20 protein-coding genes, 1 tRNA gene and 1 pseudogene are annotated in these 25715 nt (G+C 44.6%); 13 read left to right on the forward strand and 9 right to left on the reverse strand.

Going from position 1 to position 25715, the window contains the following annotated elements; translation table 11 throughout:
- Positions 1-115: 115 nt before the first annotated feature.
- Positions 116-472 (reverse strand): annotated as a pseudogene (locus KU855_RS15255) (porin); the annotation flags it as partial.
- Positions 473-792: 320 nt separating this feature from the next.
- Positions 793-1848 (reverse strand): porin, encoded by a 1056-nt coding sequence (locus tag KU855_RS15260; RefSeq protein WP_218531164.1) that lies wholly within the window; start codon positions 1846-1848, stop codon positions 793-795.
- 396 nt (positions 1849-2244) lie between these two features.
- Between KU855_RS15260 and tcdA the strand changes: the two genes are divergently transcribed.
- On the forward strand, positions 2245-3039 hold the full coding sequence (gene tcdA, locus KU855_RS15265) for a tRNA cyclic N6-threonylcarbamoyladenosine(37) synthase TcdA (RefSeq protein WP_371316372.1): 795 nt from the start codon (positions 2245-2247) through the stop codon (positions 3037-3039).
- 5 nt (positions 3040-3044) lie between these two features.
- On the opposite strand, the gene KU855_RS15270 is transcribed toward tcdA, so the two are convergent.
- A complete protein-coding gene (locus KU855_RS15270; RefSeq protein WP_218531166.1) occupies positions 3045-4649 on the reverse strand; it encodes a sensor histidine kinase in 1605 nt (534 codons plus the stop codon).
- Between the two features lie 165 nt (positions 4650-4814).
- On the opposite strand from KU855_RS15270, the gene KU855_RS15275 reads away from it, so the two are divergent.
- Positions 4815-5426, forward strand: coding sequence for a superinfection exclusion B family protein (locus KU855_RS15275; RefSeq protein ID WP_218531167.1), 612 nt, complete (start codon positions 4815-4817; stop codon positions 5424-5426).
- A gap of 65 nt (positions 5427-5491) precedes the next feature.
- Here KU855_RS15275 and KU855_RS15280 read toward each other — a convergent pair whose 3' ends face one another.
- A complete protein-coding gene (locus KU855_RS15280; RefSeq protein WP_218531170.1) occupies positions 5492-5626 on the reverse strand; it encodes a DUF3149 domain-containing protein in 135 nt (44 codons plus the stop codon).
- Between the two features lie 445 nt (positions 5627-6071).
- Here KU855_RS15280 and KU855_RS15285 point away from each other — a divergent pair.
- Positions 6072-6158 (forward strand) — tRNA-Leu (locus KU855_RS15285).
- 112 nt (positions 6159-6270) lie between these two features.
- Here KU855_RS15285 and KU855_RS15290 read toward each other — a convergent pair.
- The 4 genes from KU855_RS15290 to KU855_RS15305 all read right to left on the reverse strand — a co-directional run bounded on the left by KU855_RS15290 (position 6271) and on the right by KU855_RS15305 (position 11133).
- Entirely contained in the window at positions 6271-6765 is a 495-nt protein-coding gene (locus tag KU855_RS15290; RefSeq protein WP_218531172.1) for a DUF6641 family protein, read from the reverse strand.
- A gap of 20 nt (positions 6766-6785) precedes the next feature.
- Positions 6786-8825, reverse strand: a complete 2040-nt coding sequence (locus KU855_RS15295; RefSeq protein ID WP_218531174.1) for an AAA family ATPase — start codon at positions 8823-8825, stop codon at positions 6786-6788.
- 2 nt (positions 8826-8827) lie between these two features.
- Complete coding sequence (locus KU855_RS15300; protein WP_218531176.1) at positions 8828-9751, reverse strand: tyrosine-type recombinase/integrase; 924 nt, start codon at positions 9749-9751, stop codon at positions 8828-8830.
- A 170-nt stretch (positions 9752-9921) separates the two neighbouring features.
- Complete coding sequence (locus tag KU855_RS15305; protein ID WP_218531178.1) at positions 9922-11133, reverse strand: replication initiation factor domain-containing protein; 1212 nt, start codon at positions 11131-11133, stop codon at positions 9922-9924.
- Between the two features lie 491 nt (positions 11134-11624).
- On the opposite strand from KU855_RS15305, the gene KU855_RS15310 reads away from it, so the two are divergent.
- A complete protein-coding gene (locus KU855_RS15310) occupies positions 11625-12131 on the forward strand; it encodes a hypothetical protein (protein WP_218531180.1) in 507 nt (168 codons plus the stop codon).
- A 106-nt stretch (positions 12132-12237) separates the two neighbouring features.
- Here the strand turns inward: KU855_RS15310 and KU855_RS15315 are convergent, their stop codons facing one another.
- Entirely contained in the window at positions 12238-13173 is a 936-nt protein-coding gene (locus tag KU855_RS15315) for a WYL domain-containing protein (RefSeq protein WP_218531182.1), read from the reverse strand.
- Positions 13174-13529: 356 nt separating this feature from the next.
- Here KU855_RS15315 and KU855_RS15320 point away from each other — a divergent pair, with 356 nt between their 5' ends.
- The 9 genes from KU855_RS15320 to KU855_RS15360 all read left to right on the forward strand — a co-directional run.
- Positions 13530-14729 (forward strand): nucleotidyltransferase, encoded by a 1200-nt coding sequence (locus KU855_RS15320; protein WP_256261061.1) that lies wholly within the window; start codon positions 13530-13532, stop codon positions 14727-14729.
- On the forward strand, positions 14719-15210 hold the full coding sequence (locus KU855_RS15325) for a hypothetical protein (protein WP_218531184.1): 492 nt from the start codon (positions 14719-14721) through the stop codon (positions 15208-15210). The genes KU855_RS15320 and KU855_RS15325 overlap by 11 nt, the downstream gene beginning before the upstream one ends.
- Positions 15207-16310, forward strand: a complete 1104-nt coding sequence (locus KU855_RS15330; RefSeq protein ID WP_218531186.1) for an SAVED domain-containing protein — start codon at positions 15207-15209, stop codon at positions 16308-16310. The genes KU855_RS15325 and KU855_RS15330 overlap by 4 nt, the downstream gene beginning before the upstream one ends.
- Positions 16311-16337: 27 nt before the next feature.
- Positions 16338-16583, forward strand: coding sequence for a hypothetical protein (locus KU855_RS15335; RefSeq protein ID WP_256261062.1), 246 nt, complete (start codon positions 16338-16340; stop codon positions 16581-16583).
- A gap of 106 nt (positions 16584-16689) precedes the next feature.
- Positions 16690-18150 carry a DUF3375 domain-containing protein gene (locus KU855_RS15340; RefSeq protein WP_371316373.1) on the forward strand — a complete coding sequence of 487 codons (1461 nt, stop codon included), beginning with the start codon at positions 16690-16692 and terminating at the stop codon, positions 18148-18150.
- A 21-nt stretch (positions 18151-18171) separates the two neighbouring features.
- Positions 18172-19035 (forward strand): DUF4194 domain-containing protein, encoded by an 864-nt coding sequence (locus tag KU855_RS15345; RefSeq protein ID WP_218531189.1) that lies wholly within the window; start codon positions 18172-18174, stop codon positions 19033-19035.
- Complete coding sequence (locus KU855_RS15350; RefSeq protein ID WP_218531191.1) at positions 19032-22478, forward strand: ATP-binding protein; 3447 nt, start codon at positions 19032-19034, stop codon at positions 22476-22478. Before KU855_RS15345 ends, KU855_RS15350 begins: the two co-directional genes overlap by 4 nt.
- Complete coding sequence (locus KU855_RS15355; RefSeq protein ID WP_218531193.1) at positions 22471-23739, forward strand: Wadjet anti-phage system protein JetD domain-containing protein; 1269 nt, start codon at positions 22471-22473, stop codon at positions 23737-23739. Before KU855_RS15350 ends, KU855_RS15355 begins: the two co-directional genes overlap by 8 nt.
- Before the next feature lie 778 nt (positions 23740-24517).
- On the forward strand, positions 24518-25715 hold a 1198-nt coding region (locus tag KU855_RS15360; RefSeq protein ID WP_218531195.1), incomplete at its 3' end, for a SpvB/TcaC N-terminal domain-containing protein.

The following is a 25715-nucleotide window of genomic DNA, read 5'->3' on the forward strand; positions in this document are numbered from 1 at the left end:
TAGCTAACGTCAAGGCAATGAACAAAGTCATAAGACTAGGTATGCCTGTTAGTTACCGAGTTGAGTAATTAGAGTAAGTGTCATTAGATCAGTACGTTACGTGAACTATTTGATCAACAACGCCGTTATAACCGACTAAGGCAGTACCGTAATCGGTTTTTAAACCTAAGAATGTATTGCGAGCTTTAAATGGATTGTTGCCGCCTTCAACGGTGGTGTTTTCTACTTGAAATTCCATCTGATAGATAACATCGATACCGTCGGTTAGCTGTTCGCTGCCTTTAACACCTAATAATGAGAAATTATTTTCTAATACCGTGCCTTCTTTACCATTCTGTGTGGTCGCACCGGTATCTGAATTGGTCACAGATAAATCTAGACGTCCGTAGAAATTTGGACCTTCGGCCATGGCTGATGCCGATGACAGTGCCAGCAGAGAGGCGATCGTGGCGGAAATAACATTGTGCTTCATGTATTGCTCCCTAAACATCCATAGGTTTGTTAGTTATTTTGTATCCTTAACTGCTGCCGACATCCTAGGCGGTAACAATTTGCCCACTATTCTCACAGTTTTGATTTGGTAAAATTGTGGTTTAGTTCAAAGTTTTTGTTATCTGCGCTCAAAGTTGAACTAAAGTTAATCATTTTGAAGTTTTTTTGGCTGTTTAGTTTTTATTCGCGCGATATTTTAATCTAGTGTTTATGCGGTGTATTGGTTGGTAAGCTAACGTTTTGTTGTATTCATAAAAAAAGCGACACCAAGTCGCTTTTTGTGACTTTGCTCACACTTTGTTAGAAGTCGTAACGTACGCCCACAGATAAGACGCTGTCGTCTAAATCAGTTTTCAGGCTAGATTGACTCAGCTCACCTGAGTAATGAGCAAATTGACCGTAGACTAAGGTCGATTTAGCCACGCGATAATCGGCGCCCACGCTGATGTTGGTCAGGCTAACATCGGTGATCGCTTCAAAGAAGGCTTTGCTGTCTGTGCTGGTGCTAGTTTCGGCTGCTACTAAGTTTTTAATATAGCCACCTAAGCCACTGTCATCTTGGCCAAACTGAACTTTCAGATTAACGCCATTGAGGTAGTAGGCAGCGTTCACGAAGTAGGTATTACCTTCGAGGTTGGCATAGGTTTGGCTTTCGGTATGTTGGAATACACCACCAAATTTGAAGTCATTGCATTTTACTTGGCCAACAACACGGTAGGCTTCGATGTTTTCGATGCCATCCATATAAGCGGCAGCAACATAATAGTTTTGTGCTTTAAACCCTTTGTCACCCAAGGTCGCGCCTAAGGCGTATTGGGCTTTGCTGGTGTTATAGTTGTCAGCCATCAAATAGGTGGCATCAAAGGTGACTAAATCAGCAAATTTTGGGGAATAGTACCAAATGCCATCGGCCACACGACCCTGACCAGCGATTAAGCGGTCGATGTCGGCATTGGTGTTACCAAACATATCAACATTGCCTTCTGACTGCTTGAATACTGGGTCACTGCGACCAATTAACACGGTACCGTGGGTAGTTTTTAAACCCAAGAAGGTGTTGCGGGCTTTAAAGGGAGTTTTATTACCTTCAAGACCGGTGTTTTCAACCTGAAACTCCATTTGATATACGATATCTAGACCGTTAGCGATAGATTCACTGCCTTTCACACCTAAGTAGGAAAAGTTGTTTTCCAGCACTGTGCCACTTTTTTTGTTTTGAGTGGTAAAACCTGTGTCTGAATGAGTGGTGGCTAAGTCTAAACGGCCATAGAAATTAGGTTCAGCGGCCAATGCTGAGGTTGAAGCTAAAGCGGTCAGCGCGGCAATGACAGAAGATGCAATCAAGTGACGTTTCATTATTTACTCCCGAAAAACCTTGAGGTTTTTTGTTATTCAATCGGATGGGCGAGCTGCCGATACCGACGCGTATATAGTGCGCGGGAGTCTGCCGAAATTCATGGCTGAATTGTGTGAGATAAATCACCTTCATTGATGGGGTGGTGTTATATCACGCAAGCTTTTACTCTACCAAAACATTGGCTCAGTAAATATTTACCTAATTTACTCAATGCTTGACTAGGTGTATCAGCCTGTATCGAGGTTGGCGGCATCATCAAGGGCGGGTGTGATGGTTTGGTGCTACGGGCGAGCTCTGCTAAAATGCCGCCTTCATTTTGCGCAGTTGACGCTGCGTTGTATCGTATATAGTAAGCTAGTCATTGAGTTAGCAATCTTAATCCACAGGTGAAACACATGTCCTTGTCTACTGGCTACATCAATCGTTTTGGTGGGATCGGCCGTTTGTATGGTGCCAATGCGCTGGAACGCTTTGCGGCGAGCCAAGTACTGGTAATTGGTATCGGAGGCGTTGGTACCTGGGTTGCCGAAGCGTTAGCGCGCAGTGGGATTGGCCAGATAAGCCTGATGGATCTCGATGATATTTGTGTGACCAACACCAATCGTCAAATTCATGCGTTAGCGTCGACGGTCGGGCAGTCAAAAGTGGAAGTGATGGCTGAGCGTATTCTTGCGATCAATCCAGAATGCCAGGTGCGTCAGATTGAAGATTTTTTAACTGCCGATAATTTAGGCCATTACCTACCTACCGATGGCCCTAAGCCAGATTATGTGGTGGATTGTATCGATGCCGTTAAGCCGAAAGCGGCACTGATTGCCTGGTGTAAACGCAATAAAATTAAGCTGATTACTATCGGTGGCGCGGGGGGGCAAACCGATCCTACCCAGATCCAGATTGTTGATCTGGCGCGTACAATCCAAGATCCCCTGTTAGCTAAGGTGCGAAATATTCTGCGGCGGGAATATCATTTCAGCAAAAATGTCGATCGTAAATTTGGCATTGATGCGGTGTTTTCCACCGAACACTTGACCTATCCAAGCCAAGATGGCCAAGTTTGCCATAGCAAACCAGAGCAAGGTGGAAGCATGCGCATGGATTGCAGTTCAGGCTTTGGTGCGGTGACTGTGGTCACCGGCAGTTTTGCCTTCGTGGCCGTGAGTCGAGTGTTGAAAAAGTTGGCGGCCAAATAGTCCGATTACGCAGAGTCTTGATCAAAAAACTCAATATCCCCTGAATAATAATATTCCAGCGGTATGGTTAACGTGAGGCAGGCGCCGCCTAATTGCTGGCTGGTGCTGTACTCGAGTTGACCTTGCAATTGGGTGGCCGCATTAAACGCGGCCGATAACCCTAATCCGGTATTGCCGGCGCTGCGACGGGTGGTATAAAAGGGTTCAAATATTTTGGCAATTTCGTCATCAGCGACCCCAGGGCCATTATCTTCAACGCTGATCAGGACCTTGCCATCGTTCGTGCTGGCACTTAAGCGTAACGCGTTGTCGCCATCTTCAGTAAAGGCATGGCAATAGGTATTAGTGAGCAAATTACTCAATATTTGGCTGAGTAATTGTTGATCGGTCGTGATGTGTAATGAGGGATCGATATCGAGGGTGACCTCGGCAGGGTATTGCCCAAATAGATTCGCCTGATGCTGCTGGAGCTCCTCAACCAATTGCCACAAATTCATACTGTGTTCGGCATCTTGGCATTGTTGCGCGGCCACAGTTTTGAAACGCTGAATAAGATCGCTGGCTTTATTGACGTTATTAATGATCAAGGCGCTGGCTTGATTGCATTCATTGAGCCTATCAATGATATCTTCTAAGCTCGTGGTCGGTAAGGGGAGCAGTTCTTCAATTTGCTCTAGCGATTGCTGTTGGCTGCTGGCGGCAGTTAAACAAATTCCAATCGGCGTATTGATTTCGTGGGCAACGCCAGACACTAATCCGCTTAATGCCGCCATTTTTTCCTGTTCAACCATGATGCGTTGAGTGTGACTCAAGAGTAATAAGGATTGTTCAACTTCTTTGGTTTGTTCTTTGATTTGTTTGCTTAACTCTTCTTTATAAGCCCATTCATTTTGCAATAAGCGGTTGCGCTCTTTGAGTACATTCTCAAGGGTTTGTTTAGACTCTAATAGTTCAGAGTACGATTGGCGTAAGTGGTGTTGAGTCTGATTAATTGCTGCTGCCACCTTATTAAGATCTGAATTTGGGCTGACATCGGTAAACACCAATGCCGGCACCTTGTCATCATTGATTAATTGATCGCAATAGTCGCTGAGTTGGTGTAAATGGCGACTTACAAAGTGCCACAATAGATATAAGGCGATGATGCCAACCAACAAGGTCTGCAGACTACTCAGCAGCAAGGTCAGTAGGGTTAAGTGCCAGAACGCCTGTTGATTATCGGCCGCAATCACTTGCAAACTGAGTTCGCCATCGATGGCGGCGATAGTCTGGGTGATCACCGGCTCAGTGGCATTGACGGCCCCAGCCTGATAATGCTGTTGCTGGATGCGTAAGCTTGCTGCATTGACCTGAGGAAGGGCGGTGATCAATGCCAATGTCTCTTCAATTTGCACCGGGGTATGTTGGTGAGTGCGCTTGGCAAATTGCGCGGCAATGTGCTGACTCAGTTGCTCGAATTGCTGCTGTTGATGTTGTTGATGCTCATGATACACCACGGACAGTTGCAGGCTTGAAATCAACAACACCAAAATGACACAGGCCAAGGTAATGGCTAGCCACAAGCGTTTATCTTGATTAGGCTGCACAAATTGCCGCAAAAAAGTCCGCATAGCTCGTTTAGGTTCTCCCTCACCTCAGTCGATTCTCTAATCATAGTCGCGCAGCGGCGGCTCTGCTGACGGGATTAGTGTGAATTAATTTTGAACTTGGCATTTTATTTGCTTTAAATCATTGAATGTTGAGGTAAGTCAATTCTCTGACGGCGGAAACAGGCAATGCAAAAAATTACTTTTAAATCATTTAAAAATAAAGGATTACACACGAATATGGTGACTGTGATGTTGTGGCTGTTGTTGGCGTCTTTTGCCTTGCTAATCATGCCAGTTTCCTTGCTCGAATGGCTAAGGCTGGCCGATGTGGTTGCCGCCTATGACCATTTTATTGGCTTAGTGATGCTGATAGCGGCGGCGTATTTTGTTAGCCAAGTGGTCAGCTTTTTAATGGATGAAGCGATCGCATTTTTAAAAGACAAGCGCTTGAGTGAAACCATAGAGCAGAAAGTGGCCGTGTTAGATTTAGCCGAACGTGCTTTATTACGAGAATTCTTTTTGCAGGGCAGTACGGTGCTGACCTTACCCATGAATGATATGGCGGTTAAAGCCTTGGCGGCGAGCGGTGTGTTGCAAAATGTCGGTAATGAACATCATTACGCTATTCATGGGCCTACTGCTGATTACCGTATCGCAACTAAAGCTCGCAGTTATTTAAATCGAAAGATTTTACGCTTACCGGCAGGCGAGCCCAATCCAGAAGAAATGCAACTCTTGCTGCGAACCCGTCCAGCCTTTATGGGGCAGTTGGTACAAAACCGTAAGCATGCAGCGTAAGCTGGTGGCAGCATTAACACTCAAGTGCCCGAGACGCTTGAGTGTTCAATGGCAGAAGTCGCTGATTAGGCGGTGGGATCGGCAGACTTTTTGACGAACATCCATCCAAGGTAACTAATAATACCTAAGGTGGAAAAGATCACTATCATCGACAGTAAGCCCACGGGGTTTCCAAACATCAAATCTAACCAAAAAGCCATATCACTTTCCTCCATCATCCTTAATTAGTCTCAGCCTAAATTACTTATGGCTAATTGTTTATGATCTTGATCAAAGGTTGCGCATTTGTGCTGTTGATGTTGCTTGTTGTGTGATCTAGACCAAGCTCCCGTTTGGCACTTAACGCCAGATGGGTGGCAATAACGGCACTTTGGTGTAAAAATGCTCACTCGCATCAATCTATGAAAACAGAGGCTTGTCATTGGCGATAGGCTATGTATAATGCCTGTCATTCGCGGTGACACAGTGATTGCGAAAGACAATATGATGCCAGAGTGGTGAAATTGGTATACACAGGGGATTCAAAATTCGCTGCGTCATATCGGTAAAGTCTCTTAAAGCATTGAATTAAAAGAGTTAACTGTGTATGGTTAGCTGCCATAAAGCTTGCAAAGATTTGCAAAGTTTTTATGGAACACAATATGTGCCAGAGTGGTGAAATTGGTAGACACAGGGGATTCAAAATCCCCCGCCCTTAAAAGCGTGTCGGTTCGAGTCCGACCTCTGGTACCATCTCTTCTAGAGATAATAAGCCGACGTTTAGTCGGTTTTTTTGTATCTAAATTCTGCAAACATCATTTCTTTCTCCTCTGCTTCCAGCCTTTTAAATGCCCTGCGTCGCTAGTTACTTACTTGGTTTACCCGTCGGTTTCTCGGCGGTGGATTTCGTAGCCTTAATGTCACCGTTACCTTGTTTGCTACTAGGCGGAACAGGGGCAAGTAGCTGAGCGTCCAGTTCGCCTTTTTCAACTGCTTCAATAACCAACCTTATCACCGCTGGTAGTTTAGACTTTTCACCCACATCGATAGCTGCACAGCCCTTTTGCAACTCGACAGCTTTATTGCTGATTCGGATCTCTAAGTAATAGTGACCGTCATTGTCGTAGAACCAAGGTCGAACGGTGTAGCTACGGCGAACTTTCTTGCGATCGCCTGTTTCGGGGTCTCTGACCGAACGTTCTTTGTAGGCTTCAAACTCACGACCTTCAATCATGCACTCGGCCAGCGAAAGTTGTTGTTCTAGCTTGTCCAAAAGCTTCATTCGTTTACCTAACACGGGAGGCTTAGGTGTAATTTCTGGGCGAGCGATAACCTTGAGAGAACTCAATACAGTTGTCATGGCATATTTCCTTTTGGTGTTTAGCGGATAAATCCGATGCGAGGTTGCACTTGTTTCCTGTCGTTCTCAGCGGAAAGCAGTGCGAGAGCAATAGCACGGTGGTCGCGCTTAGGTTCAAAACGTTGGCGTCTTGCCAAGATGGCAAAATCACCGGGTGTTAGCTGATTCAGGGTGCTGAGAGTTGTAATTTCTTCGTTGGTGAGGCGCTTAATGCCAAAAGTTTGTCTGAATAGGTTTTGACGTTGCGCAATAGTCAGATAATCACATACCAACTTAAAGTCGAATCGCCTCATGACAGCACTATCAATATTTGCCAATGCATTGGTTGCGGCAAATACAGGTACGGTGTTGCACTCTAGCTGTGACAATAATTCATTTACGAGCTGTATCTCATGGAGTGCATTCGCACGATCTCGCTTGCTCAGCAAGCTATCGACTTCGTCGATAAGGATTAGCTTTTGCTGTTTGCTTGCTTCATTGAAGAGTCTCGCGATGTTCTGTTCACTTTCCCCGACATATTTGCTCAACACATCAGAACATTTGATATGCAGGAGTTCATAACCGTGGGATTCAGCTAAATGGTGTACCCAAGCGGTTTTACCTGTGCCAGGAGGGCCGCTGAGTATCACTCTCACTGGCAGGGCTTGTTCAATCGCATGATTGATAGATTTCAGAATGTTGTTGGTATCAGTACCATCCTTTGCAAGTTTGAAATTCAGCATGTTGTTATCAAATGGCAGTTCTCCTTGATACTTCGGTAAGGAACCTTCTTCACCGCAAGCGTCTAGCGTTGTACCAATGACTTCATCTAAAAGTGTTTCTGCTTTCGCGCCTTTAACCTTAAGCGTCATGGCGACGTGGACGGCATTGCCGACAATCGCAGGTGTGATGTTGGTCTTTGCTGCCAGTGCCAAGCGGAAATCTTTAGATACTCTTAACGGTGACAGTAGCTGCTGGCAAAGTGCATAGGCAAAAGGTTCATCTGGGACTGGCACCTCCATTACTAGCTTAAAGCGGCGAATAAAACTCGGCTCCAGTAAGTCCACATGGTTGGTAATCCAAATCGCTGGGACTTGGTTTTGCTCTAGCGTGTGCATTAACCGTTCTTTGGAGTATTGCTCATCAACTTGGGCAAATAACGCTTCGCATTCGTCCACCAGTAACAGACTATCATTGCCGCCAGCGAGTAGCCCCTGCAGCAAGTTCAGATGCGCAAGGCGCAAGGTTGTCGCCATTTCTGTCCTATGAGTACTCCGATATCGGTTGTCGAAAACGGGATCACTTTTGACTTCGAGGAGGCACCGGTTAACGGTTTTGGCAAGTGTTCTAGCCAGCTCAGTTTTACCGGTTCCAGCCTTGCCGTATAGCAGTATGTTGACTCCTGTTGTTGGCCCTTTTGTGATGGTTGTAAGGTAGTTAGCAAGAAGTGCAGTGTTTACGTGCCCAAACTGAGAGAGGTTGAATTGGGCTTCGGCGCTTCTATTCAAAATGGGGGCAAGAAATTCGACCGCACTTGTCAGCCTTCTCGTCACCAATAGCGATACCAGAGAGGGGGGAAACAATAAGCCATGAGGATCATCCATGGTTGTCTCATCAATCATTTGATACTTCTTGAAGACTGATAGTTGTCCTTGGATTACCTCAATGTCCAGCAAGGCCTTTTGTTGGAGCATGCGTTCTAGCACACCAATATCATCGTCTATAAGGGAGGCGGTAAGGCCAAGCAGACCCGCGTTTGCGTTCAATAGTATTAGAAACTCAATCACTGGCTGCATCTGGGGCAGGAGGCCAAACAGCTGGCAAAGAAACTTCGCATTGTGGCGAACGATTTTGCTGGTAAGGGGGGCGCGATCCTTACTTGGCAGTTTGAGTAGTGCTTCCTCAAATCTAACCCGCTGAAATGGAGCTATATGCTCACCTGTTATGGATGAAAGCACTGCTGAAGATATACCTTCTTCGTCATTGTAAGTTGAGCATATCAATGCATCGGCATAGCGAGAGGCGAGATAGTGGCAATGATGAGCACGCCATCGCTGTGGTGATTTTGCTCGCTTTAGCATCTTCAACCTCTATTGCGTGTTGTGTTGTTTGGACCGTAATTAAGGGCAGCCGCCGCTTCTCGCATGAAGGCGTCCCCGCGCTTGTCATAAATGGTTGTTGTGCTGATGTCTGCATGTCCGGCCATCTGACGAACGGTGTTAATATCGATATTCTGTTCAAGCAAACGCGTTATAAAGGTGCGACGTAAATCATGGGGCGAGGCACCTGACACACCAATGGCATCCAAGTTGTCTCTAACTAACCGATATAGTGTGTGACTGCTGACCGGGCGTGAATGATCCAACATTCCAGTGATGCTGCATTTGCAAATGAGTTTGCCTGGCTTAAGTGTTCGCTGTTGTAACCACTGACAAAGATGTTTATCGACCCATAGGGGTAAGAACAACACTCGGCTCTTGTTTCCTTTACCTGCGACGACTGTAATGGCGGATTTGGTGCTGTCGTAATCTTCCATGGTGAGAGCTGCCAATTCACTACGTCGAAGACCTGTCCCTAAGAACAGCGCAAAGATAGCCTGCATTCTGATGCCATAAATGCTTTTATGCCTACCGAGTTCATCGAACAGTTCATTGACTTGGCCGACAGTGAGAGGGGTGCCTTGATGGGCACCATGTTTCATATTTTGGATGCTCGATATGTGCGTTACTTGCTGCATATCTGCTTTACCCATTAGCGCTGCGACTTTGACGATGCTCTTAATCGCTGTCATCGCACGGTTAACTGAGCGAGCTGACCAATCTTCGTGTATTAGCAAAGCTCGTATTTGCATCGCAGTTTGATAGTCGATGTTACTCAGTCGAATGCCAATTGCTGCGTCAGGCCAGTCCATTAGCCGTCCGATGCTGCGCATCTGAGATTCGATAGAACGTCTGCTATTTGGCGCAAGTCTGCTTAAATACAACGTATACGGGTTCGCTGTAGTCATAGAAATAACTCCAGTAAGGTTATGTTTGGACAATGTATAGAGATGATTGAAATAGAAGGGATAGCGATAAATCGCTATTTAAATATGGTATCACTGAAGATGTGGTGTTTCAGCCGATATTTTTGACACGGTTTAGAGCGAAAAAAGGGGGGCAGAGCCCCCCAAATTGTCTACTTATATTTATCCTTGAAGTATTTACGAACTTCCTTGGCGGCATCATGATTGTAATCTTTTTCATCCGGTCCGAGGACTAGAGCTTTAGCTTTTTTAAGTCTTTTATTAGTTTCACTAAGGACGTTATCATTAGGAAATATATCAATGCGACATGACTCAAAAGTTTTGCGATAACGACGACGCTCATCTTTAGGTAGAGACTGAAATGCGGCTTTTAACCCGAGCATGTTGATGACACAAAGCGTGTGAGGGTGGATATAATCTAATGCGTGGATTTCATTGAGATCATAAACCTCGATACGTTCAAGAAAACGACCATCTAGAAGTTCACTATTCAATTTTTCGAGTGAACAATTTGGCTTTAGCTGTATTTCAACTCTAGTCTCCATTTCCCGAGAGTGTGGTAATTTTTTTGCTTTGCAATTTGCAACACGATCATAGATCACGACTCGTAACTTAGATTTCTTTTTCCCTATGTAGAACGTACCAACTCGACCGCTGGATTCGATATCCAAATACACTCCTGAGCGATGCGCATGTTTAAGGTTAACCGCAATCTGAGTAATGTCTATAGGAAAATCTATCGCAATATCTACAGCCGTGATTTTAATATTATTAGCAAGCAAGATCCGTTCGGCCTGGGATCCAATGATTTTTCGAAGCCATAATCCTATTGCATAGAATTCGCGTTTTGTTGGGGAAAAACCTTTTAACTCAAATCTGATAAATGGACGGCTTTCATTAAAAGGAGAAACTTCAATATAGAGGTGCGGTAAACCGTGCAGAGGACGGTTCCAACTTATTGACTGGAATAACGGCAATTTGATGGAGTACTGATATGACTTGCTTCTTCTTAGTAGCTCGATGTTCAAGTCTTGGTCCTTTTTAAAGAAGTTTGCAATATGCTTAATGTTCTGAATGCACTCTTCTTTAACTAGTTCATATGAGCAGTGAATGACGCCAACAAACTTATCGAGCTCGACAGAGACTTGATTGACAGCAGAATTAATACTGTTGCTGAACGGTAATGCTGTTGATGCACCTGGTTGAAGTGATTTTGACTCACCTTTTTTTTTAGTCTCAGTAGCTGCCAACTTGTTTTTAAAATGCTTTTTGGTTTTGTTGTCTGCAAATTTTTTCGTTTTTTTAGATGTCTTAGAATTGATCTTGCTACGATTTTTTTTCTGAGTGTGCTTACTTTTGTTCATACAAAACTCCTTAGTTTGTCACCACGCAACATGCGTCGGCGTAGAGTGATTTACAGGTTTCCATTCGTAAGAATTTCTTCCTGCTACTCTCTTCGGAGTTCTCTTTACAGATTTCAAAGCAAAAGCTTCTGCGCTGCCTATCCCAAGTCTGACTCTCTTATGCAACGACGAGCACCAATCATGCGTGTAAGCTAGCTTCTGCACTGTTGAACAACACATTTAACTCTCTACTGCGTGTTCACTTGTGTTCTACATTACTCTTATTAGACAAGGCTTTATGTTGACATCATAGGTGTTGAAAAGTGATGTGTTTGATTGCATTTAACGTCGTCCCGATGGTATGGTGTAATCAGCCATATCGACGGGACGTCGATATGGGGTTGTGTGCAATGGAGTGTTTGTCTATTGACTTTAATCGACGTCCCGACGCTTAATGCATTTTATGCAAATAGCTTATTGATTTATTAAGTCAGCGTAATAGGATGAGGGTTTTGAAAATGCCAAAGAATAGGGAACGTTCAATTTACGAATTTAATAAGAATCTTGACCTACTTCGATTGTCAATATCAGTTAAGAAATGGGCTGTTATTTCGAAGTTTATTGGAAGTGATAACAAGATAAGGAACAGCGATTTTAAAAAATTCCTTGAATGTATACACGATGTTGATAAAGCTCAATGGGCGAACTATCTTCGGAAGCTTAGGGATAATGAGTATGAGAGCAAAAGAACTAGGATTTCTATAGGTAAATCTACAGAAGAGTACTTGAGGAGGGTTATGTCAGTAGCGGGATATAATAGCTTTGATGAATTGTTTCGTGATTCTTTTGTTAATAACGATGAATTCAATTCATATATAAATGAATTTGAAATAGCTAAACTTGAATTTGCTGAACTTGTTCTCGCATCGGATGAAATTAATGATAAAAAAGCACGTAAAATAAATTCTAAGAGAAAAACTCCAAAAGTGAAGCTTGGGGTTAAAAAGTCTAGTTTATAAGTTGTTTTTGGTAATGGTATCCAATTTTTATGTTCTATAGGTCAAGGAGGGAGTTTATCAGTATGATTTCCTTCAGCGTTGTGTTGAAAGCTAAAAGTACAAGCTTTCACTTTAACACATTCTCCATGCACTTATAACTTTCCATCGTGGTACGATTAATTAATATGAAGTTGTATTTGTTATCGTAATGAGCCATCTTACTCACTTCTTTTACTCTTCTGGTGTCAATTTTCCACTGTTCAACTAAATAATAAAAGAGCACCGCCTTTACGCTAATGGTTAATTGTTCAGTGTCCCTGTCCATATCAAATTCATAAAGTAGAGCCTCTTTCTGGCTTCCTTCAATTGATGGATGCACTTTAAGTACGACAGGTATGGACATATGCCATTCTTTGTCACTTTCAAAGCGTTGTGTCGGAGATGCAAATATGTTGGTAGTTTCAATAACACTTTTCAATCTAGAGAAATTGAATGACTTGAATCCGTCATCATTAAACTTATCCCCTGAACTATATGCTCTAAACATCCATGAAATGCCATCATAAAAAATCGCCGTTGGGAATAGACGTCTTTTTATTTGGGTGCCAATGGTTCTCGAAAAGTACTCACAATCAATGGCTGTTTTATTGGTTATTGCTCTAGTCACTTTTGATACAACCTCGACATCTAGCTTTTTAGGCAATAAGGCAACTCTTTCGTACGGTATTAATCTTTGGCTATCCACTTTACCTTTATTGAACCCATTGGCCAGCATGCTAAGAGCGCTTTCGGCACTATAGGTAAGAAGTGGATTGAATGTATCTAGTTTAATTACATTCTTACCTTCCCGATGCTCGTATGTAACATTGCCTTGCCGGTGCTTCTTGTAGTCAGAGATGGCTGCTGATGCTGATGCTTCCTTGATGCCAAAAAAGTCAGTCAAATCACTCCGATTTAAACCTCCTTTAAACATTAATAGAAAATCAATAAAGGCTAAACGATCTGCTTTAGAAGTGCTTTTGGTCTTCTCCAGAAGCTCTAAGTAACTGTATTGATTGCTCATATTTTCATCCGTTACACATTTGGAACTATCAGTCTCGCTGCCTACTTATCATGTACTAAAAAAAGATCGCCAACAAGCACTTGATCAATGTGGCAGATCTAAATATCATACGTGGTGCTGTTCTAAAAATAATCAAACACCATATATTGTGCTTGATTGGGTGTGACTTATCTATATGTGGTTGGTTGTGTAAGTTTTTAGAGTAGAAGTTGATAGGTATGTCAACTTACTCCACCGAGCAGTAGGTGAGGATCTAACCAAAAATGGATTTCCTGGCAGTCTAAATAGTTGAATGAGGTAGATGTTGGTCGAGTTATTTGCTAATGCCCGAGCTCTAAGCGAGCAAAAAAAAAAACATGTTGGTGGAGATGCTGGACTCAGTGTTTGACAATCTCGACCTGACTAAAACCCAGCGAGACCGCATTGAGACGGCTTATAACGCTGTGGGTAACTATCTGGCGAGTTGCAACCATCCGTTACTGAAAGAGGCACAGATATACCCTCAGGGATCCATGCGGTTGCGAACGACAAACAAGCCACTATCCCAGGAAGAGTTCGATGTAGATCTTATTCTGTATTTGCCACATGCGAGCTTTTCGACACGAGACGAAATTGTCAGGGTGGTTAAACAACATCTGCTGGACAACGAAATATATAAAGACCTTGTGGAAGATCTGCCCAGAGGTCTTCGGATCAACTACAAGGGCGACTACCACTTAGACATCACGCCGGCCAAGGCGTATGACATTAGCGGATTGCAGGGCCATCCTTTGTGGGTTGTTGATAAGCAAACAGGCTTTAAAGAGTCCAACCCAGAAGGGATGGCTCAGGGGTTTGATAGAGCCTGCTCCATGTTGCCGAAAATACGTAGATCACACGTATTTTTAGATATTTTGACTAACAAATCCATTACAGAATTACCTGATCAGACAAAGAAGAAGCCGCTCAATCGGATTACCCAAATTTTGAAACGCCACCGAGATGTTTGGTCTCAACTGGACGGGAATGTTCATGCTGATTTCAGACCAATCTCTGTGATAATCACGATGTTGGCCTGTTTAGCTTATGTAGAGGTTGTAAATTCAGGAAAAGATTATGACAACGAGTTTGATTTGATACTGGATGTGATCGAGCTGATGCCAATGCATATTGAGGGTAATCTTGATGAGATCCTTATAACAAATCCCACGATGAGACCGGAAAACTACGCTGAAAAGTGGAATAGGGTTGAAAGACAAGAGGGGCAAAAATACCGCACTGCATTTTACGCTTGGCACCAGGCAGCAGTAGATACCTTTGAAAGTTTAGCGAGTGAAAGTAGCCGAGGTATAGATAACGTTTTCACTGCATTCTCTGGTGCATTCGGAGAAAAGCCCGTACTTGCCGCCAAAGACAGAATCATTAATGCGGTTAATGCAAATAGAAACAGTGGCAACTTGAGTGTTGCGCTGGGCACGGGAGCTATAACAGCAGCAATCGCCGGGAAGGCGCATTCCGCTTCGCGGGTTGTTAGCCCTGTTGTGCCGGTTAAGAGGAACCAGTTCTATGGCGACTGATAAATCGTTTTTAAGACGATTAGAACAGCCAGAGATAGGCATACGCGACCAATATCTGGCTTTAAAGCAGTTTTGCCCAGGAACAGTCGTGATTTCCAACAATGACAAGACTGTGCAATGGGAAGGCACGCTACAGCCCACGCCATTTTCTAGGGAGTACCGGGTGGTTATTCGGTATACCCTCAGTCATCCACCGGTCTGCATCGTTAGAGACCCTGATTTACCAGCTTTGGCCGAAGGCCGGGTAATCCCCCATGTTTACCAGAATCAAACAGGTATAAGGGGTACTCAACTCTGTCTCTATTTACCTGTAGTCAAACAAAAAAGCAAAGTCAGCGAATGGCAACCGACCATGTTTTTGGCAAACACAATCCTGCCGTGGGCTTCAATGTGGTTACTGTACTTTGAGTTTTGGCTTTCCAGTGGTGAATGGGATGGCGGTGGGGTTGAACATAGTGTTATTGAAGAGAGCGGAAGATGAAAAAAGCTGTCAGTTATTTTATTGAAAAGGCGGCAGACTGGTTGTTTAGAAAGCGTTCATCAGCACTGATAGTTTTTAGGGCTGGGGTCAGCTTGTTATCTGTAACGTTGGTCGGGAGTTGGGCCGTATCTTTTATGTTTACAGATGCTGAAAAAACACTAGTGTTAGATTATCAGTCTTCAAGCACGCCACAATTCATTCTCAATATTGGCTTTGCTGTTGGGATCGTGATGACAGTTTGGGGCGCGGTGTGGGAATACCAACGCTATAGAGACGAATGGAAGCGGAACGACCAAAAGAAGACCCTTGTTATTGAGCAAAGAGGTTTAGTAGATACGTCGGATTCGCCATTGAGGGAGCATGTGAAAAGCAAATGCTCTTGGCATGTCGATTCGATTGTAAATGATATCCGGGAACGGATTAACGATAACGTGATAACTAAACCTAATCTGGCGTTAGCCAAGGTTAATAACTTGAAGATGAGTCTTGCTGAGAAGACTGCTCAGTTCGCCGCATCCGATATTTCAATCGCCTATGGTGGAGTATTCCCAGTTCCATTTACTTTTTATACCGGCTACTTACTAGACGATGAAAGCCAAATCACAGTATATGACTGGGACCGAGATAAAGGGGGCTGGCGAGAGTTGTATGGAGTTGATGACGGTGAGCAGTTCATCATCGAACCATCATCGTTTTCAGGCAAATCTATTGTGCTCGCACTGTCGGTGTCATATCCAGTTGATAGACAGGCTATTGTCTCGGTTTTTAACCAGCTACCTGTTCACTATCTCTCACTACCAACCCTTGACAGAAACAACCACTGGTCGAAAGAAAAGCAAAATCGGCTGAGTGGGGAATTCTTAGAATATTGCAAAACGCTGTTAGGTCAGGGGGTAGAACACATACATTTGGTGCTTGCTTCACAAAATAGCGTGGCCTTCAGATTTGGACAGTCCTACGACAAGCGGAACCTGCCCAGCGTTTCAGTCTATCAATATGAACGTTATCAACCAGTGAGATATCCCTGGTGCGTACAGATACCTCATCACGTGGATGAAATACCGTCCGTCGTTGAAACCGAATTCAAGCATGTGGCTTGATGTTTAACCGTGAAAAAGGAGTCAATTATGACTAACAAAAAGCAAAGTTCATCTCAGATGGCATCATTGGCTTCGTCTATTTTGACGGACAGTGGTTCTTCTCAAATTCAGAAAACCTTGGCAGGCTCTGTACTGAGTCAAGCAGGCACTTCACACCAGACCGGTGCCGAAATGGAGAGCGTCGCATCGGCTGTCTTGCAAAGCGATAAATACAATGATGTAACCAAATCTTTGGCAGCTTCAGTGTTGTCGCAATCCAATAAGAAACGTTAATGAGCTTGGGACCAAATCTCCCCAAATGTACTGAGTTTAAGAGAATCGGCTTATTTTAATTGTCCAGAATTCGTTGGGCACTACAGATATTCGTAGGGGGAAAGGAGTGAACTTCCAAGGTTTGCAAGCCAAGTACCGGCGGCTATTTGCCGAGAGCGCAGCTTGGAGGATGTTAAGGGCCGATAATGCTCCTTATATCCTTGCGTTCATTGCGGATCTCTTTTCGGAAGAAAGTGAAGTTCCGTATGGTCGAGCCCGAATTTTGTTGGATGCTGAGATTGAACGCAGCCGTGAGCTTGGCATTTGGCCAACCGAGACGTCCGCAACCACCTATCTGAATCAATGGATTAAGAATGGTTGGTTGAGAGAAATGGATGATTCTCTGACTAAAACAGACGCTAGTGAAATAGCGCTTAGATTCTGTAAAGGACTCGATGAACGCAATTCAGGTACCACTGCCTCACATTTGCGTATCGTTCAAGAAGCTGTTCGTGATTTAGCGGTTGCTATTAGCCCTAACATTGATGAAAGGGTAACTTTACTTGAAAGCAAAAAGACAGAAATTCAACGTGAAATTGAGGCACTCCAAGCAGGGATTGTCCCAGTTCTAAGTGAGTCCGAACAAAGAGAGCGCATCCGAGAGATCTATCAACTGGCGTCTGTACTGACGGGTGATTTTCGTCGTGTAGAGGATGAAATCAGAGTTTTAGATAAAGAGCTTAGGGTTCAGATTATTGAAGGTGATATTTCTCGTGGAGATGTTTTGCTTTCCGTAATGGAAAGAGAAGCTTTGCTTTCCACTACTGACGCAGGAAGTGCGTTTGAAGGCTTTTTTCAGTTGCTGTGTGATCAAAATCGCTCGATGGAGTTTCGTGAGCAGCTCCGTAGCATTCTGAGTAGACCGGTAGGTCAGCAGTTATCCGGTAGTCAACATCAGTTTCTGAGTCACCTGATGCGTGAGTTGAGCCGCGAGAGCGAAAGAGTCTTTCGTGTCAGGCGGCGCACTGAAGAAGGCCTGCGTTCCTATATAGAAAGCGGCGCCGCAGCCGAAAATCAGGCGGTTGATCGGTTGCTTTCAAAGCTGGAGAGACAAGCCTTATTGTTGCGTGATGAAGGCTTGGATTTGACAACGGAAACGGGGCTTAGTCTTCCTGTAGGCCCTATAGAGATCAAATCCCCTGCATCGATGAAATTGAGAAGCCCGGACGACAAGCTCGATACATCCGGCGTTGAAGAAAACGCCAATAGAAGAGAGCCAAGTGCGTACGTGCTTGACTGTCTCGATGCCGTTCAGGTGAGGCAGGTGGCCTATCAGGTTCTTAATACCCTTAGAGAACGTGGTCCGATGTCGATTGCCAGGCTGGCTGACGAAAACCCGTTGACTTCAGGGCTGGAAGAGCTGGTTGCGTATTTGCGAGTAGCAAAAGCGGTAGATGCGACCATGTTAGATGAAAAAGAGGACGTGATCGTGGTTGATAAGCAGGGTGTTACGCTGAAGGCGTCTATCCCCACCTATCTATTAACTGCCGAATTATTTCCAGAAGATATTGATGAGCTTGCCCTCTAGCGGGTAGCCAAGGAAAAGCCAATGATGAACGACACGCCACCCAATAGCTTCTTCTCGATGGTGACAGGTAAATCCGATCAAGAGCTACATGCCGATAGTGATGAAGGCAACAGCGTGCTAGTGGGTGACTCCCATACTTCAGATGATCAAACTTCAAAAGCTCCGAATGGAGACTTCGAAGATCAGCCAGTGGAAAGTGACGGGCTAGGGCTAATAACGGAGAACGTCAGATCCAGTGATTCAGATATGCCACATGATGCCCGGCGAGTTTTGGTTCATCTGATGCGGCAGGGTTCCGTTATGGCATCACAAAAACCGAAACTATTTGAACAGCTTTGTCGTTATGAATTAGCAATACGTAAGCATCTATCTGAAGTTTACCTCCAGCTAGTACTTGATCAGAAGTCTGGCGTGGCATTTGCTGCCAGTATTGCCTCAGAGCAAGTTTGCAATGTTGAAAATGATGGACTGGAAGATGAAGTGACAGATGCTGACGAGTCAGCCACCTTGATCCCGAAGCGTACCCTTTCCTTGTTTGATACATTGATACTACTTGTATTAAGAAAGCATTATCAGGATCGAGAGTCGGCGGGAGAGCAAAAAATCACCATTGATATCGAACGCTTAGAATCCTATCTGACTCCCTTCCTACCAATAACCGATCATGGGTCAAAAGATCGAAAAAAGCTACTGATTCGAGTAAAAGAGATGGTTAAGCGGAAAGTCCTGTCGACGATCAGAGGCGAAGAAGATAGATACGAAATCACTCCCATCATTCGTTATGTAGTGAATGCCTGTTTTTTAGAGACAATGTTGGCTGAATACACTGTGCTCGCCCAAGAGCAACTCAACGAAACGGATCATGCGGGGAGCGATCAGAAATGACTACTGATTTATTCGAAAACGCCGCTCAGCCTTCTACCAATGGAATCGGTAACTCAATATCCATAAATGATTTGTTTTCTCAGGGGCAAATAAGGTTGTCTGAACTGTCAGTGTTCAACTGGGGGTCTTTTCATGGGTTACATACTGCGGCTATTGACCCAGAAGGAACATTGGTAACGGGAGACAATGGTGCTGGAAAATCGACTTTTATTGACGGGTTGATGGCTCTTCTTCTACCGGCAGGTAAAGCAACATTTAATGTCGCTGCAGCGCAAGGTGATCGCTCCGACCGCTCTCTCCTGTCTTATATGCGCGGAAGCTTCGGTTCGGCTCATGATGGCGCTTCAACACGTGTAAAAAGTAAAAGGGAAAAAGGCGTTGTTACCGGCCTGAGGGCGCTTTATCGAGCCGACGATGGTTCTTCTATCACTTTGGCGGCGCTTTTCTGGACTACAAGCGCAACAAATACACTGGGTGAAGTCAAGCGTGTATATCTTGTCGCCAAGCGAAGTCTTCAACTTAAGGAGCTTCTCGATGCTTTTGGTGAAGGTAATACGAGGCAACTCAAACAGTGGTTACGGGATGATCCTGCCATAACAGATTGCGACAGTAATTTCTCAGATTATCAGGAGCTATATCGAAAGCATCTTTATATGGACAACAAGAACGCCCCTGCATTGTTGTCGCGAGCGCTTGGTCTAAAGAAGGTTGATGATCTGACCAAGCTAATTCGTGAGTTAGTGCTCGAACCTAGTGGTGTAAAAGAGGATGCGAGAAATGCTGTTGAGGAATTCGCCGACCTTGTGGCAATACATGAACAGCTGATTGATGCGAAAGAGCAGCACAGTCATTTAAGCAGGTTGCCTGAGCTGGCCGAGTCCCTCGCAAAGGCCACTAAGTCACTGGATTCACTCCTGCTGGAAAAAAGTAACCTGTCGACCTACTTTGGTGAGGCGCTTTCAATTCTTTGGGCAGAAAAGCTAGAAGACATAGGCAAAGCGCTGGATTCAATATCAAGGGAAATTCGTAGCGTAGAAATTGACGAAACTGATGCCCAGTTATCCCTGGAGAAGAGGCATGAAGAGTATCTTAATGTCGGAGGCGATAAAGTTGAGTCACTTAAGAAGGATATCAAGCATGCTCAGGAAAGCCTCGAAGGCGTTATACGGCAATCATCAAACTATCAGCGCGATTGCCAAAACCTTGGATTAAGTACAGATCTTACTGAGTCAGCCTTTCTCGCTAATAAAACATTGGCCGATGGGCAAGCTGAAAACTTAGAACAGTTAAAAAATCAGGGGCTGGAATCCTTTGCAGAAGTTCGTGCCGAGCTGAGTAGGAATGAAAACGCTGTCAAAGAAATTGAAAATGACATTCGAGAAATAGAAGCGAGACCCAATTCTAATATTCATAAAGACTATCAGAAACTGCGAGATCAAATCGTCGATTCGTTGAGCCTGCCAGCGGATGACTTGGTTTTTATCGGCGAGCTTTTGGATGTAAAGGAGGAAGAGAGATCTTGGCAAGGTGCGATTGAGCGTGCTCTGGGAGGGCTAAAGCTGACGTTGCTAGTACCCCAAAGAAGCTATTCCATGGTGACGCGTTGGTTAAATGTTCGGCATACGGGTTTGCATGTTCGTGTCCAGGTTGTTTTGGGAATTCAAAGTGACTACGTGGAATTCTCTGAAAAAGGGTTTCTTCGCAAGCTTGTCTGGAAAGAGCACGCCTATCGGGATTGGCTAAAAAAACACCTGAGCAAATATGACTTACAGTGTGTTGCCGGAACAGACGAATTGGATGCTACTCCTTTTTCCATGACCAAAGAGGGTTTGGTGCATAAGGAAAAAGGGCGGTTTGAGAAAAAGGACCAGACCAGAATTGACAACAGGAGAGACTGGTACCTTGGCTTTTCCAATAAATCACGGTTAGCCATTCTTCACAATGACAAGAATGAACTGGAGCAAGTGTGTGCTGAGCTAAAAGAGAGGGATAGAAAATCACTAGATGAACTCCAGAAGATTTCTGTTCAGGAGAAACTCTGGGAACGCCTGAGCGCATATACATGGGAACAGATCAATGCACCATACTGGCAAAGGCGCTTGGAAACTGTCAAAGCTGATTTGAATGCACTGGAAAAATCAGGCGGCGATCTTGAAGTGGCCAGAAGCCGATGGGATGCCGCTAAAGACCATCTACAAAAAATTCAGGATTGCAAGGGCCAGCTTTTAACGAAAAAAGGGTCGCTAGGGAACGATAAATCCCATGCTCAAGAACAGCTGGACAAATTTCAGCAGCTAGCCGCAGCTGGAATGACCGATGAAGTCAGGCAATTGCTTCAATCCAGGGTGGACAAGATCCGGTTAGAGGATGCCCATCGACAAGCGGATTTTGAAAAAGCGATTGATGGCGAATTAGACAAGATACGTTCCGCTAAGAGCACAGCTGAGAATGTCGCAAACGGGATAATGGGGTCGTTTCGAGGAAAGGATAAATGGCAACCTATCACAGTTGACTGGCCTACAGGGCTGGAAGGGCTTCAATATTATCTGGAGCACTATACCTATATTGAGACGGAAGGGCTTCCGGAGCTAATTGATCAGTTTAAAGAGCGTTTGAACAAGCATGCCACTCAATCATTGGCTCGCATCAAGACAAAGCTTGAATCTGAAAGAGAAGATATTTTAGAAAGAATAGATACGATCAACCGTGTTTTAAAACGCACTGAATTTAAACAAGGAAGCCATTTAAGGCTGGGTTCCAAGCGTGAAAAATATCCACATGTGTTGGACTTTGAGCGAAAGGTCAGAAGCGCACTGAGCCAAGCAACGAGCGATGATCATGAAGCTCGATTCAGGCTCTTGTCTGACGTGGTTGATATTCTTGATAAGGCGAGTGCGTCGGGCACATCTACCAATGAAGAGAGCAAGAGGCTTCTGGACCCGCGTTACCAAATGTCATTTTTTGCTGAAGAGATTGACTCGCAGACGCTTGAAATTCGAGATGTGCTCGAATCAAGCAGTGGAAAGTCTGGTGGTGAGAAAGAGTCATTTGCTGGCACTATTGTCGCTGCCAGTCTCGCTTATGTATTGACACCGGATGGATACGACAGGCCCATTTACTGCACGGTGTTTCTGGATGAGGCGTTTTCTAATACCGCCGAAGCAGTAAGTCGTCGAGTTCTTCGAGTCTTCAAGGAATTACATATACACGTTAATTTGATTACACCCTATAAAAACCTCAACCTGGCAAGGGAGTCTGCCCGATCGCTGCTCATTGCTGAGCGTGATCCGGCGCGCCATGAAAGTCATTTGTGCGAAGTCACATGGGAGGAAATAGATCAGCGCATGGCCCAGCAGAAGCAATCAGCCCAGTTAAAGGAAATAGTGGGTGAAATCGAGTTGATGGAGCTGGAAAACACAGAAGTTGAGCCCAACGATGCCTGAAACAAAAAGTAGACCAGCATGGGGGCTTCTCCAGCAAGATGCCGTTGAAGTACTGCGGACTAAGTATTGGAATAATACGAAGACGTTAAAGAGCTTACTTATTGGTAATACAGGGTTTCCGATACAGATATCTCTGAAGCCACCAAAAGGCAATGCAGCCCTGAATAATATCAGTCATTTCCAGGAGTTTGTGGATTCCTGGAAGTCGTTCTGTGAACAACCTGAATATGAGTCTATACAAGTCAACGTCCGTTGGGAAAGGGTAATGTTTAGATCGATTTCTGAGCAGCAGGTTCCAACCTATTTGACAATACCTGATATCAGTTCGCTTGGTCGAATGCTTGGTGATGTTGAAGAGCAGCAGCTTAAAGACTGGCACTCCAGAATTTCATCTATCTTTGATTCGCTCTCCACCGAACTTGCTAAACGCACTGTCTACCCAATCAGGTCAACCTATGAACGTGAATTGTTCTCCACACTGATTGCGAATCTGGAAATCTTATCCGGCTTTAGTAAATTAGAGTTGGAATTGCTGGTTAAACTCATTCCCCAGCTTCACAAGGGCATGGGGCGCGGAAGTTATTTAAGGGCGCTTCCTGTCATATTTGTCGATACAAAATTCATAGAGAAGAATCTGAAGCTTATTGAGTCAGTTACCGCAGCCATCATTGATTGCTCTGCAAAGGAAATGGGCCTATTGAGTTGGCTGGATTGCAGAGATAAGCCAAAAGATTGGTTATTAGTAAAGCCATTGTGTAAAAACGCAGCAGATGCCCTAGGAGGACTGCCATTGTTACGAATGTCCTCTGAAACATTATTGGACTTCGAGTTGCCTGCTAAAAATATTCTTGTGATTGAGAATGAGCAGTCGTGCCTGTCTCTCGATAGTATTCCTGACACGATCGCTGTGTCGGGAGGAGGCAAGAACGTTTCATGGATGAAGGCAAATTGGCTCGCCAAAAAACGAGTCGGCTATTGGGGGGATGTTGATTCTGACGGATTAAGCATCTTAAGTGATGTGAGAAGTAAATTGAGTACTATTATACCCCTTATGATGGATTCAGAAACTATAGAGACATATAGAGAACGGATGGTAGCAGAGCACGAATGCACAGTTAAAGATCCTGTTGGATTAACAGTAGCAGAACTAGCTCTTTTCAGGGCACTACGTAATGGTGATTATGTACATAAACGGCTTGAGCAGGAACGCTTACCTTTGGATTATGTACATAAAATGCTGAGGTCGTGGACCAAATTATGACATATAGTGACTGTAAACCAAGAGTGCTTTTGGTGAGTCGAATAATTTGAGTGTCATTTAATGTACGCTTTGCCCTAAAACTTGTGTTCTTTGTATTTCTATCGGTATCTAGCCGCTTACACTAATACTATAGTATAAATAAAGGATGTTAGGTAGAAACGTATAATTTAACTCTGCTCCGAGTTACATGCATAAAAGTTTACTGAGAGATGTTGTGTTTAGCGTGAACGCTGAAGCTGCAAAGTGCGATACAAGTAGATTTCGACATCGCTTTTCTAGCGATGTGACTATTTATGCAGTTTTGAGTGAGTAGTTACGTTGTTTCGTAATATATGCTCACCTGTAGCTTATAATAACTAAAATACTTGAATTGGCACGCGATTTCTGCACGTTAATATGTATTAAAGTGCAAATTCTATTTTTGATAGCTGTATCTATTTCGAGTCATTGCATTGTTGAATTGCTCTTTGCCAATTCTGAAGGCTTCCGGCGCCTTGAAAACCTTGATGAACTGTAGTGTGGCATTTTCGTCGCGAACTTCTATTTTTTGCCTCAGTCTATGCCGGAGCACGCTAAAAAAGGGAGGGCTACCACTACTTTAGGGAAAGTTTACATAACTTTACTTGTTTGCATATTGTTGGTATTCGGTTTTGTTTGTTTTGAGCAATGAAATTGTGATCTCGCTCTTGATTAATTTCATTAACAATTGACGAGTGGCGGCAACCAAGCGTATGAGTTCCTGTTGATTATATAACAATAAAAAATATGGAACATTGATATGAAAAAAAGCTGCCTGACCGCAGTATCGTTGGCGCTGCTTACCTTTCCGACCTTTGCCTCTACCCAGTCCAGCATGCCGCTTAGCGGCAGCTTTCGTGTCAATGAGCAAGGCGCCGCCACCTACACGCTTCCAATTGACGCACCTGCAGCCAGAGGCGGTATCCAACCATCTGTTGAACTCAGTTACACCTCTGGCGGCGGAGAGAGCATCATGGGGATGGGCTGGGGATTGTCTGGCTTATCGGCCATCAGTCGCTGCCCCAAAACTATTGAACAGGACGGTTTACTTAACGGCGTAGAGCTCACCAACAGTGATCGATACTGTTTGGATGGAAGCCGGTTGATGCTGGTGTCCGGCAGCCATGGGCAGGACGGTGCACAATACCGTAAAGAAGTCGACGATGCGTCCATAGTGACCGTGCTGGGGCAAGCGCCGGGAGGGGGACCGGGTGCATTCATGGTGGAATCCAAATCCGGCGACACCTTTTACTACGGAGATATGAATGAGGTCTCAGGCAAGCACTTCTCGGATGTACAAGGCAATAAAGGGGATGATGGGTACCGCACAGCACTGAAAAACAATCTTGATGTTATTTACCAGTGGAACCTCAAAGCTATTGAGGACCCGGTGGGTAACTACATCAGTTACCACTACCAGGCTACCGCCACAGAGCAGTATCTGAAAAGCATTGATTACGCTGGACACAGTGACGGGCAACTGCCTTATCAACAAATCCACTTTGTCTATCAATCGGTATCCAATCCCAAATACGGGTTTGTCTACGGTAGCCCCGTCACTCTGACCCAGCGCTTACATAAAGTGGAAGTGCGACTAGATGATGCTGTGAGTAAAACCTGGTATTTAACCTACCGAGATGCGACCTCCGGCACACCACAAAACTACCTCGACCAGATACAAGCATGTCTTGGCACAAGTCAAACCGATTGCAGCACGCCGGTCTCATTTGAGTGGAGCCGACCAGAGCCCACCAACGCCTCCGGCTCTTACACGCCATTCATGGCGAAAACAGCTCTGGGTATTCCATCTGGTGATAATGATACTGCCAAGTTTTTCGACATGGACGGTGATGGCCGGACCGACATTGTGTATGTCCGCAATGGCCGCTGGTATAAGCGTACCGTCTCCGGTGGTGAAGCGAGTCTGACCACGACGGGAGCCAGCCAGTCAGCTTTCG

It is taken from the genome of Shewanella sp. NIFS-20-20 (assembly GCF_019209865.1).
GTDB lineage: Bacteria > Pseudomonadota > Gammaproteobacteria > Enterobacterales > Shewanellaceae > Shewanella.